11 protein-coding genes are annotated in these 11,621 nt (G+C 33.1%); 10 read left to right on the top strand and 1 reads right to left on the bottom strand.

Going from position 1 to position 11,621, the window contains the following annotated elements:
- Positions 1 to 2: 2 nt before the first annotated feature.
- Positions 3 to 1,577 carry an L-lactate permease gene (locus EOV51_RS02400; RefSeq protein ID WP_228427690.1) on the bottom strand — a complete coding sequence of 525 codons (1,575 nt, stop codon included), beginning with the start codon at positions 1,575 to 1,577 and terminating at the stop codon, positions 3 to 5.
- Between the two features lie 396 nt (positions 1,578 to 1,973).
- Here EOV51_RS02400 and ruvB point away from each other — a divergent pair, with 396 nt between their 5' ends.
- The 10 genes from ruvB to EOV51_RS02350 all read left to right on the top strand — a co-directional run bounded on the left by ruvB (position 1,974) and on the right by EOV51_RS02350 (position 11,591).
- Positions 1,974 to 2,999 (top strand): Holliday junction branch migration DNA helicase RuvB, encoded by a 1,026-nt coding sequence (ruvB, locus tag EOV51_RS02395; protein ID WP_128149500.1) that lies wholly within the window; start codon positions 1,974 to 1,976, stop codon positions 2,997 to 2,999.
- Positions 3,000 to 3,002: 3 nt separating this feature from the next.
- Entirely contained in the window at positions 3,003 to 3,335 is a 333-nt protein-coding gene (locus EOV51_RS02390; RefSeq protein ID WP_128149499.1) for a DMT family transporter, read from the top strand.
- Positions 3,336 to 3,358: 23 nt separating this feature from the next.
- A complete protein-coding gene (locus EOV51_RS02385) occupies positions 3,359 to 4,693 on the top strand; it encodes a dihydroorotase (protein ID WP_128149498.1) in 1,335 nt (444 codons plus the stop codon).
- A 38-nt stretch (positions 4,694 to 4,731) separates the two neighbouring features.
- Positions 4,732 to 5,217 (top strand): Cys-tRNA(Pro) deacylase, encoded by a 486-nt coding sequence (gene ybaK / locus EOV51_RS02380; RefSeq protein WP_128149497.1) that lies wholly within the window; start codon positions 4,732 to 4,734, stop codon positions 5,215 to 5,217.
- 63 nt (positions 5,218 to 5,280) lie between these two features.
- Positions 5,281 to 5,871 (top strand): class I SAM-dependent methyltransferase, encoded by a 591-nt coding sequence (locus tag EOV51_RS02375; protein WP_128149496.1) that lies wholly within the window; start codon positions 5,281 to 5,283, stop codon positions 5,869 to 5,871.
- A 121-nt stretch (positions 5,872 to 5,992) separates the two neighbouring features.
- Positions 5,993 to 7,915, top strand: a complete 1,923-nt coding sequence (gene thrS, locus EOV51_RS02370; RefSeq protein WP_128149494.1) for a threonine--tRNA ligase — start codon at positions 5,993 to 5,995, stop codon at positions 7,913 to 7,915.
- Positions 7,916 to 7,963: 48 nt separating this feature from the next.
- The gene (infC, locus tag EOV51_RS02365; RefSeq protein ID WP_128149492.1) at positions 7,964 to 8,482 is read left to right on the top strand and encodes a translation initiation factor IF-3; all 519 of its coding nucleotides are present in this window, start codon (positions 7,964 to 7,966) and stop codon (positions 8,480 to 8,482) included.
- A gap of 59 nt (positions 8,483 to 8,541) precedes the next feature.
- Positions 8,542 to 8,739, top strand: a complete 198-nt coding sequence (gene rpmI / locus EOV51_RS02360; RefSeq protein ID WP_128149490.1) for a 50S ribosomal protein L35 — start codon at positions 8,542 to 8,544, stop codon at positions 8,737 to 8,739.
- 101 nt (positions 8,740 to 8,840) lie between these two features.
- On the top strand, positions 8,841 to 9,188 hold the full coding sequence (gene rplT / locus EOV51_RS02355) for a 50S ribosomal protein L20 (RefSeq protein ID WP_128149488.1): 348 nt from the start codon (positions 8,841 to 8,843) through the stop codon (positions 9,186 to 9,188).
- Between the two features lie 273 nt (positions 9,189 to 9,461).
- Positions 9,462 to 11,591: a TonB-dependent siderophore receptor gene (locus tag EOV51_RS02350; protein ID WP_128149486.1), complete on the top strand. Its 2,130-nt coding sequence runs from the start codon at positions 9,462 to 9,464 to the stop codon at positions 11,589 to 11,591.
- Positions 11,592 to 11,621 lie beyond the last annotated feature (30 nt).

Genomic DNA, 11,621 nt, shown 5'->3' with positions numbered 1-11,621 from the left:
ATTTATTTTCCCAGATAAACAATGATGCCGGCTACTACAATGTAGATTAAAGCATAAATAATGGCTTTTTTCATAATGATACCTTCCTGCCCCTGTTGCCCGCAGGCTGTGGTGGCTACAGCGATACTTTGAGGTGAAATAATCTTTCCTCCTGTTGCTCCGGCTGTGTTGGCCGCTGCCAGCCATCCTTTATCGGCACCGATTCTATCTGCAACAGTAGCTTGTAGCTTTCCGAATAAAATATTCGAAGAAGTATCGCTTCCCGTTAAAAAAGTTCCTATACATCCGATTAAAGGAGCGAATAAGGGGTATAAAGTACCGGTGGTGGTCGCTAAAGCGATACCCAACACTCCAATCATTCCGGAGACATCCATTAGAGTTGATAAAGCAATTAAGCAGGAAACAGTGATAACAGTTTTGCGTAGTTGAATAGTAGTTTTTCCTAAAAGTTTAAATAGCTCTTTAAGTTGAGCTCCCTGTATGAGGCCGCCAATAATAGAGCCTAAAAATATTAAAATTCCCGTATCGGTTAACCAAAAAATACCCACGGTTTTTTCAGTATCTAAAATTTTAAAATTAAAATTGGTTTGAAAAAAATCAAAATTACTTTTAAGTAGATCCTTTATAGGTAATAACGGACTGGTTAAAATTACTAAAAACAGTATTAATCCATATACGCTCCAGGCTTGTAAAACATCAGTTAATGAAAACGATTTTTGATTAGAAGCTTCAGAATCTTTGCTTTTGCGGGAAATTATTTTACCAAACAGAACAATTGTGATTATAGAAGCTATGCTACCTAAAATAGCAGGAGTTTCTGCTCCAATATATAAGGCTGAATAATATTGAACGGCAAGTGAAATGCTACCCACCAATATGCTGAGTATTATGTTTTTAGGTAAAGCTTTAAGGCTTCGGTCCGTAAGAGTTACAATAATAAAAGGAATTAAAAACATTAATACAGAAAGTTGTATAACTAAATCTGAACTTATGCTTTGTATATTTTCAGATAGTCCCACTTCTCTGGCGAGTACAATAACCGGAGTACCTACAGCACCAAATCCTGTAGCCACACTATTAGATATTAAACTAACTACAGCAGAAAAAACAGGTTTAAAACCTAAACTTATAAGAATTGCTGCCGGTATTGCCACAGCGGTACCAAAGCCGGCCATTCCTTCCAATAGTCCACCAAATCCCCAGGTCAGAAGAAGTACCTGTATACATTTATCAGTAGAAATAGATGAAAATTGTTCTTTAATAATTTCCATTTTCGTAGTATAAACTTGAACATTATAACTGAATATAGCCATTAGTATAATGATAAGTATGGGGAATATGGCTTTAACGATACCATATAAAACGGAGATCCCTGTATCTTTAACAGGTAAATGAAAAGCAAATAATGCGATGATCAATGTGACTATTAAAGTTAACAGAGCACTTTTTTCTCCTGCCATTTTTAAAATACCTAAAAAAAGTATCAGTAAAAAAACCGGGGTTGCTGCAAGTAATAATTCTCCCCATGTAAACATTTCTCCAAGAGATTGAGCAAGTAGAATAAAGTAAATATTCATTATTTTTGTTTTTAAATATATTAAAATAATCAATACTTTTTAAAATATTTATAACTTATTGTATCTTAATTTTTTAAACAATTTTAAAGATAATAGTTTATGATAAATATCTAAACATAAATAGACTTAAAGTATTAATAATTAAAAAGAGTTAAAAGTCCTTTTTCATTTTGCTATTAATTTTAGCAAATGTGTATTAATAATCATTCTAAATAATAAATAAGTCTTGTGATATGTAATTATTTTAGTTGAGATGGTAAATATGGGACTTGTCTGACAACGATGTGAGCTGATTATAAAAATAATAAATATATTTCAATTATATAGAAATAAATGAGTATTCATTTTTGAAAGATATTATTTTTTTGATACCCAAAGATGTATTAATTTTACAAAATGTCTGATTTATTAGATCCCGATAAAAATAAATATACCCGAGAAGAAATAGCTCAGGAAGAACAGGTTCGTCCCAAAAATTTTCATGAATTTGCAGGGCAGGAACATATTATGGATAATCTTGAGATTTTTGTTAAAGCAGCAAAGCTTAGAGGTGAATCCTTAGACCATGTTTTATTACATGGCCCCCCGGGATTAGGAAAAACAACATTGGCTAACATCATAGCAAACGAATTAGGAGTAGGTATAAAAATCACGTCAGGTCCTGTGCTTGATAAGCCGGGAGATTTAGCAGGCCTTCTTACAGGGTTAGAGGAAAATGATGTTTTGTTCATAGATGAAATACACCGATTGTCGCCTATAGTAGAAGAATATTTATATTCTGCGATGGAAGATTATCGTATTGATATCATGATTGAAAGTGGACCGAATGCACGATCAGTCCAAATTAACCTGAATCCTTTTACGTTGATTGGTGCAACAACCCGATCCGGATTGTTGACAGCTCCTTTACGGGCACGTTTTGGAATTAACTTCAGATTTGAATATTATCACACTGAGCTTCTAAGTACAATTGTTGAAAGAAGTTCAAGGATTATGAGCATGCCTATAGAGCAACAGGCTGCCATAGAAATTGCTTCCCGCAGCAGGGGAACCCCCCGGATCGCCAATGCGCTGCTCAGGAGAATCAGAGACTTTGCTCAAATTAAAGGAACCGGTAACATAGATGTTAAAATCGCAGAAATAGGGCTAGAAGCTTTAAAAGTGGATAAACACGGTTTAGATGAGATGGATAATAAAATTTTAAGTTCCATAATAGACAAATTTAAAGGAGGACCTGTGGGGCTTACCACCATAGCAACAGCAGTGGGTGAAAATCCGGGAACACTGGAAGAAGTATACGAACCCTTTTTAATACAGGAAGGGTATCTTATGCGTACTCCAAGGGGAAGAGAAGCTACAGAAAAAGCGTATATACATTTAGGGAAAATTAAAACACTGGGCAATCAATCCGAACTCTTTTAATATATGAAATCCTATATCTTTTTATTATTTGCTATTTGCTTTGAGGTAGTTGCTACATCCACCCTGCCTAAAACAGAAGAATTTACCAAGTGGAAACCTACTCTTGTTTTTTTTGCTTTATTCTTCTCTGCCTTGTATTTTCTGACAAAAGCAATTCGGACGATTCCATTAGGAATAGCCTATGCAATATGGTCGGGAATTGGAATAGTTTTAATCAGTTTTGCAGGGTATTTTTTTTATAAACAAAAATTAGATCTTCCGGCGGTTATTGGAATAATTTTTATAATTATAGGTGTTCTTATCATCAATTTGTTTTCTAAAACAGCAGGGCACTGAAAACTTAACTTAAAACTTAAAAAATGATACTTATACACAATGCAATAATTATTAATGAAGATAAATCTTTAGCAGGTTCTGTGCTGATTAAGGACGATTTAATTTCTGAAATATATTATAAAGAAGTACCTGAAGAAATTTTAAAAAAATCTAAGGTTATCAAAGCGGATGGACTATGGCTAGTTCCAGGTGTAATTGACGATCAGGTTCATTTTAGAGAACCAGGTTTAACTCACAAAGGTAATATTGCAAGCGAAAGTAAAGCTGCAATTGCAGGCGGAGTTACCTCATATATGGAAATGCCTAATACTAATCCGCAAACTATAACAATAAGTGTCTTAGAAAATAAATTTGAAATTGCTTCAACAAATTCGTATTCCAATTATTCGTTTTTTATGGGAGCAACTAATGACAATCAAAAAGAATTAAAAAAAGTTGACCCTAAAAAAGTGTGTGGTATTAAAATTTTTATGGGTTCTTCTACCGGAAATATGCTGGTAGATAATAAAAAAGTTTTGGAATCGATTTTTGCAGAAACAGAAATGCTTATAGCAACCCATTGCGAAAAAGAAGAAATTATTAAAGCAAATCTTGAAAAATACAAAGCAAAGTTTGGTGAAAATATACCGATAGTTTATCATCCGTTGATTCGTAGCGAGGAGGCATGTTATCGTTCTTCATCAGAGGCTGTGGAGTTGGCTCACAAATATGGGACAAAACTTCATATTTTACATATATCAACCGCAAAAGAACTAAGCCTTTTTGAAAATAAACCTTTGGCTGAGAAAAAGATTACAGCAGAAGCTTGTGTGCATCATTTATGGTTTACAGACGAAGATTATCTTACCCAAGGAACACGGATTAAATGGAATCCGGCCGTAAAAACGAAAAACGATCGCGAGGAGCTTTTGAAAGCAGTTAGTGAAGATAAGCTGGATGTTATAGCAACGGATCATGCTCCCCATTTATTAAGTGAAAAAGAAGGAGGTTGTTTACAGGCGGCTTCCGGAGGGCCTCTGATTCAACATTCGCTACAAGTAATGCTTGAGTGTGTGAAAAAGGGTAAAATAACTAAAGAAAAAGTAATCCGTAAAATGTGTCATGCCCCGGCAGAGTTATTTCAGATTCATAAGAGGGGATATATCAGAAAAGGGTATTACGCAGATTTGGTATTAATAAATCCGGATAAAAATTATACGGTTACAAAAGATAATATTCTTTACAAATGTCAGTGGTCTCCATTCGAAGGATACACATTTTCATCAAGCATAGATACAACTTTTTTAAATGGAAAAATTGCGTTCGAAAATGGAAAAGTAAATGAAGTAAGAGGTAAAGCATTGGAATTTGAAAGATAATTTAAATATACAGTTAGAAAGTTCGTCTAAATTGTTAAATGAGTAAATTTAAAAATCATAAAACTAATGTAGCACGATTGCTGGATAGTGAAAAAATTCCTTATGAGCTTATTTCTTATACAGTAGATGTTAATGATTTGAGTGCTTTACACGTAGCCAATCAATTAGGGCAGAATATTTCTCAAATATTTAAAACATTACTTTTAAAAGGAGATAAAACGATATATTTTGTGTGTCTGGTATCGGGGGATAAAGAACTGAATCTTAAACTTGCAGCGCAAATATCCGGTAACAAGAAGTGCGAGCTAGTTCCGATGAAAGATTTATTTAATCTGACCGGATATGTACGGGGAGGATGTTCACCTATTGGGATGAAAAAAAAATTTCCTACCTTTATTGATGAGAGTTGTCTAAATTTCAATGAAATATTCATTAGTGCCGGGCAGCGAGGGTTACAAATTCAGCTCGACCCACACAATCTTGTAGAAATATCGAAAGCCATAATAGTAAAGATTACCGATTAAACATATTTTAGGCCATCAAATAATTACTCTGAATATTAAAAACGAAACATTGGAAACTATGTTATGGAAATAACTGAAAATAAAAATAAAAAAACATTCAAACGTTTGGTTTCTAAAGGTGTATTTCCATATCAGTGGGCTTTTACCTTATTAATTCCTTTACGTAATATTTTTCTTTCTCCCAGAGAATTAGTTAAAAGATTAGAACTTAAAGGGGAGATGACTGTCATGGAATTAGGGCCCGGGCCAGGATATTTTAGTAAAAAAGTAGCTAAAGAACTTTTTGCAGGTAAATTGGTTTTAGCAGATATCCAGCAGGAAATGTTGGATTATGCAAAAAAAAGACTAAGTAAGAAAAAGGTTACTAATGTAGAATATTATTTATGCAATGGTAACAATTTTGAATTTACTGATGAAATGTTTGATCGTATTTATATGATTACGGTTATTGGCGAAGTAGAAAATAAAGACAGCTATTGTAAAGAATTTTACAGAATGCTGAAAAAAGGAGGAATACTCTCTATCTCAGAGCAGGCAGGTGATCCGGATAAACTATCAATAAGTGAAACAGAAGACTTATTTGAATCGTACGGATTTACTGCATATAAATTATATGGTACTCAAAAAAATTTTACGATTAACTTTATTAAATAACTCATTCATGAGTTTTGGAGTCAATATAAATCCCTCTCTGATATATAATTCATCTTTGACTACCTAAAAAACGAATAAATTGGACAAACTTTTGTAAATTTGTACCCTTAAAAATAGAAGAATGATAAAAATAACCCTTCCTGATGGGAGTGTAAAGGAATTTGAAAATTCCGTTACGCCGTTGGATGTAGCCAGAAGTATTTCAGAAGGTTTGGCTCGCAACACAATTTCTGCGTTAGTAAATGGTAAGCAAGTGGAAGTAACCACACCTATAACGACGGATGCAACGGTGCAATTGCTTACCTGGAATGATGATATGGGTAAAAAAGCATTTTGGCATTCTTCTGCCCATTTATTAGCGCAGGCTATAATGGAATACTATCCGGAAGCTAAATTAACTATCGGACCGGCTATTGAAAATGGATTCTATTACGATGTAGATTTTGGCAATGAAGTATTTTCAGAAAAAGATTTTGAAAAGATAGAAAAGAAAATGCTTGAAAATGCGAAAAAGAATTCAACATTCAAGCTGTATCCTGTATCTAAAAAGGAAGCTCTGGAAGCCTATAAAAATAATGAATATAAAACGGAATTAATTGATAATCTTGAAGATGGATCAATTACTTTTGTAACACATGATAACTTTACAGATTTATGTAGAGGTGGACATATTCCATTCACTGGAATTGTTAAAGCAGCTAAAGTATTGAATGCAGCAGGAGCCTATTGGAGAGGAGATGAAAAGAATAAGCAGTTAGTCAGAGTATATGGAATAACTTTTCCTAAGCAAAAAGATCTTACAGAATATTTGGAAAGAATTGAAGAGGCTAAAAAAAGAGATCATAGAAAGTTGGGTAAAGAACTGGGGCTGTTTACGTTTTCGGAAAAAGTAGGAGCAGGATTACCTTTATGGTTACCCAAAGGTGCAAAATTACGTCAAAAGCTAATTGATTTTCTAGGGGCTGCCCAGCAAAAGGCAGGCTACGAGATAGTAGCCACTCCTCATATCGGTCATAAAGATTTGTATGTTACCAGCGGCCATTATGAAAAGTATGGAGCAGATAGTTTCCAGCCGATTAAAACTCCTAATGAAGGAGAAGAATTTTTGCTAAAACCGATGAATTGTCCACATCATTGTGAAATTTATCGTTCGGCACCCTGGTCTTATAAAGATTTACCTAAACGTTTTGCTGAATTTGGTACTGTATATCGCTACGAGCAAAGTGGTGAGTTACATGGTTTAACCCGTGTGAGAGGATTTACTCAAGATGATGCTCACATATTCTGCACTCCGGATCAATTAATAGGTGAATTTGAAAATGTAATTGATTTAGTATTGTATACCTTTAAATCACTAGGATTTGAAAATTTTACGGCTCAGATATCTTTAAGGGATAAGGAAAACAAAGAAAAATACATAGGTACAGACGAAAATTGGGAAAAAGCGGAAAATGCTATCAAAAAAGCCGCTAAAGATAAAGGATTACCTACAGTTATAGAATACGGTGAAGCTGCTTTTTATGGGCCTAAACTGGATTTTATGGTTAAAGATGCTTTAGGTAGAAGCTGGCAGTTAGGGACTATACAGGTAGATTATAATTTACCGGAACGGTTTGATTTACATTATATAGGATCCGATAATGAAAAGCATAGACCAGTTATGATACACAGGGCTCCTTTTGGATCTCTGGAAAGATTCGTAGCGATTTTACTGGAACATACCGGTGGAAATTTACCTCTATGGTTAAGTCCTGAGCCATTTATTATACTTCCGATTAGTGAAAAGTACACAGATTATGCAAAAAAAGTTTTGAATTTGATGGAAAATTCGGATATTTGCGGTCGAATTGATGAGCGTAACGAAAAGACTGGTAAAAAGATACGTGATGCTGAAATTAACAAAATTCCTTACATGTTTGTTGTAGGAGAAAAAGAAGCAGAATCTAATACAGTGTCAATTCGTAAAAGAGGAGAAGGAGATATAGGTACTCTTTCTTTGGATGAAGCAGTATCAATGATGAAAAAAGTAACAGATAAACCTTAAAATTTTTATACCATAGCACTTAACAGAAATTATTCAAGAGGGAGATACATCCCAAGGAAACAGGAACCGGAACACAAAATCAACAATTTTATTGATGTTCCAGAAGTACGATTAGTAGGAGAGAATGTTAATCAAGGAGTTCTTCCTGTAAAAGAAGCTCTTAGAATAGCTGAAGAACAGGAATTGGATTTAGTTATGATTACAGCAACGGCAAATCCTCCGGTTTGTAGAATAGTTGATTATAAAAAGTTTCTATACGAACAAAAAAAGAAACAAAAAGAACTTAAATCAAAACAAACCAAAGTTGTTGTTAAAGAAATACGTTTTGGTCCTCAAACAGATGAACATGATTATGAATTTAAAAAGAAACATGCTCAGAAATTTTTAGAAGAAGGGTCTAAATTAAAAGCATATGTTTTCTTCAAAGGGCGTTCAATTGTATTCAAAGATCAAGGACAAATTTTGTTACTTAGATTAGCTCAGGAATTGGAAGAATGGGGGAAAGTAGAACAAATGCCAAAATTAGAAGGAAAAAGAATGATCATGATGATGGCTCCTAAAAAATAAGAGTTGTTTCTTGATTTATAAATTAAATATATTTTGATAACGAAATAAAAAGTAAGAAAATGCCAAAATTAAAAACAAAATCAGGTGCTAAAAAGCGTTTTTCTGTTACCGGATCAGGTAAAATTAAAAGAAAACATGCATTTAAAAGTCATATTTTGACCAAAAAAAGCACAAAACAAAAACGTAATCTTACCCATTCAGCTTTAGTAGCTAATGTAGATGAGAAAAGCGTTAAAAGACAATTATTACTTAAATAAGAATATAATTAAATATTCGGTTTAAAAACAACAAAAGTTTAACCCTGAAATGGAGCTTTAAGAGAATTTAGTTTCCGCCCATTTCAAAAAAACAAAAAATTATGCCAAGATCAGTAAATTCAGTAGCTTCAAGAGCTAGAAGAAAAAGAGTCTTAAAATTAGCTAAAGGTTATTTTGGACGAAGAAAAAATGTTTGGACAGTTGCCAAAAATGCTGTTGAAAAAGGTTTGCAATATGCCTATGTAGGTAGAAAGCAAAAGAAAAGAAATTTCAGAGCTTTATGGATTCAAAGGATTAATGCTGGAGCCAGACAACAAGGTCTTTCTTATTCTAAATTTATAGGATTATTAAAAGACAATAAAATAGAATTAAACAGAAAAGTACTAGCAGATTTAGCTATGAATCATCCGGAAGCGTTTAAAGCGGTTGTGGATTCTGTAAAAAAATAATTTAAATAATTCGTTATCAAAATATAAAGACTGTTCATTGAACAGTCTTTTTTTATGAATTAATATGAAATAGAAGTTTACAAACGCTACAATTTTACTTTTGTTGATTAATAATCAGTTCAAATAATTATATAAATGAAATTGAGAATTATTTACTTCTGAATTTTTCGGATAAAATACACTATTACCTCATATGAGAGATATATTTTTATACGTATTATTTTTAATTAGAATAAATTAAAATAATATTATATTTGCAAAAATTTTTTTCTTATGAGTAATAAATTAAGCATTTTGGCAATCTTTGGAATTGCAGTATTAAATGCACAACATAAAGATAGTATTCAGGACAATTATTTGAAAGGGATAATTATAGAAGGTAAATATTACAAAAAATATGTTGAAAAGAAAAGTTCTTCCTCTTTGCGTTTAGACGAAGAACTTTTAAAGATACCACAAAACATATCAGTAATAACAAACAGTGTACTTCAAGATCAACAAATAACAACATTAAGTGATGGCGTAATTAGAAGTATTGCCGGAGCACAACGTTTAGAACACTGGGGAGAACTTTATACACGCATAAATATGAGAGGTTCGCGTGCTGCAGCTTTTCTTAATGGAGTAAATATCACCTCTACCTGGGGACCTTTAAGTGAAGATATGAGTTATGTGGATCATATTGAAATTATAAAAGGGCCTGCGGGTTTTCTTATGTCAAACGGTGAACCTAGTGGAATATATAATATAGTTACTAAACAGCCAACCGGAAAAAGTTTTAACGGAAACGCAAGAATAACCTTAGGTAGCTTTGATCTGTATAGAGGAGAAGTAGATCTAGATTCTAAAATATCCGATAAAGTTGCGGTTCGTTTAAATTTAATGGCACAAAACAAAAATAGTTTTCGTAATTATGAATTTAATGATAGATATATAATAAATCCATCTATAAAAGTTAATCTTACTGAAAAAACTACCTTAATTGCAGAATATATCTATCAAAAAGCTAAAATGTCTGATGTTGGTTCTGCATATGTATTTTCATATGCCGGTTATGCGACTAAACCTGTAAAATACACTTTGTCGGATCCGGGCATAGCACCAACCAATATAGACAGTCATACGTTTAATGTTAATCTGCAACATCAGATTGATGCTAACTGGAAATTGACTACTCAGCTGACATACCTTAACGAGTATACATTGGGAAGTAGTTTATGGCCTTCGGTATTTAATAATGACGGAACTATGATTAGAAGAGTAGGATATTGGGAATCCAGTAATATTATGAAATTTGGTCAGGCTTTTTTAAACGGGAATGTTCAGACAGGAGCCATTTCACATAAAATTTTAGCAGGGCTGGATGTAGGAAGTAAAAAATATTTAGCCGACTGGAGTCAAGGCTATAATTTAGATACCGCAGAAAAACCTTTCGACACTAATTCTTCAGTTTACCAAGCTCCAAGTAGTGGTTCAATTGCATTTAATAAGACTAAATCATTGGAAGAAAGGGCAGGTGCCGGATCAACAATTTCACAAACTTATTCAGGAATCTACTTACAGGACGAATTAGGTTTCTTTAAAGATGCATTACGTTTAACTCTTGCCGGTAGGTATACCAAGGTAAATCAGAATGATTATGGAACTACAAAAAAAGCGGAAAAAGTTACACCACGGATAGGATTAAGTTATTCCATAGATGAAAATATTTCTATATATACTCTTTATGATCAGGCTTTTACTCCTCAGACAGGCTTTTTAAGGTCCGGTAAATCTGTTAAGCCAATTACAGGAAATAGCATGGAAGTAGGCGCAAAAAGAGATTGGTTTAATGGGAAATTGAATACTACAATATCCATTTATCAAATTATGAAGAATAATGAATTAACTGCAGACCCTGAAAATACAGGTAGTGAAAAATATTCTATAGTATTAGGTAAAACCAGAACAAGAGGTATTGAATTTGATTTGAAAGGAGAAATTGTTAAAGGTTTTAACGTAATTGTAAATTATGCATTAACAAGTAATAAAATTATTGATTCAAATACACCGGAATTTCCTGATGGAACTAAGGTGGCAGGATATGCAAAACATACGGCAAATGCCTGGTTAGACTATATATTTTCCGAAGGTTTATTGAAAGGTTTTGGATTAACATTTGGAGGGACCTATTTAGGAGACAGAAGTACATGGAACTGGGGAGGAAATGGAAAATTATCGTTAGATGACTATGTGAAATTTGATGCGGGTATATCCTGGGAAAAATCCAATCTGAAACTCAATTTAAATGTATACAATGTTTTTGACAGATATTTATATTCAGGCTCTACCTATGGAGATTATTATTATTATCAGGCAGAGGCTCCCCGTAACTGGAGATTATCGGTAGGTTACAAATTTTAAATAAATAATATAATCAAGGGATACAGCCTG

It is taken from the genome of Apibacter raozihei, from assembly GCF_004014855.1.
GTDB lineage: Bacteria > Bacteroidota > Bacteroidia > Flavobacteriales > Weeksellaceae > Apibacter > Apibacter raozihei.
The sequence above is the reverse complement of the archived record's forward strand: the minus strand, read 5'-3'. Positions and strand labels throughout refer to the sequence as shown.

Excerpts from the sequence above, each read along its gene's own strand:
- EOV51_RS02400 (WP_228427690.1), bottom strand. The coding sequence starts at position 1,577 with ATGAATATTTACTTTATTCTACTTGCTCAATCTCTTGGAGAAATGTTT.
- ruvB (WP_128149500.1), top strand. The coding sequence starts at position 1,974 with ATGTCTGATTTATTAGATCCCGATAAAAATAAATATACCCGAGAAGAA.
- EOV51_RS02390 (WP_128149499.1), top strand. The coding sequence starts at position 3,003 with ATGAAATCCTATATCTTTTTATTATTTGCTATTTGCTTTGAGGTAGTT.
- EOV51_RS02385 (WP_128149498.1), top strand. The coding sequence starts at position 3,359 with ATGATACTTATACACAATGCAATAATTATTAATGAAGATAAATCTTTA.
- ybaK (WP_128149497.1), top strand. The coding sequence starts at position 4,732 with ATGAGTAAATTTAAAAATCATAAAACTAATGTAGCACGATTGCTGGAT.
- EOV51_RS02375 (WP_128149496.1), top strand. The coding sequence starts at position 5,281 with ATGGAAATAACTGAAAATAAAAATAAAAAAACATTCAAACGTTTGGTT.
- thrS (WP_128149494.1), top strand. The coding sequence starts at position 5,993 with ATGATAAAAATAACCCTTCCTGATGGGAGTGTAAAGGAATTTGAAAAT.
- rpmI (WP_128149490.1), top strand. The coding sequence starts at position 8,542 with ATGCCAAAATTAAAAACAAAATCAGGTGCTAAAAAGCGTTTTTCTGTT.
- rplT (WP_128149488.1), top strand. The coding sequence starts at position 8,841 with ATGCCAAGATCAGTAAATTCAGTAGCTTCAAGAGCTAGAAGAAAAAGA.
- EOV51_RS02350 (WP_128149486.1), top strand. The coding sequence starts at position 9,462 with ATGAGTAATAAATTAAGCATTTTGGCAATCTTTGGAATTGCAGTATTA.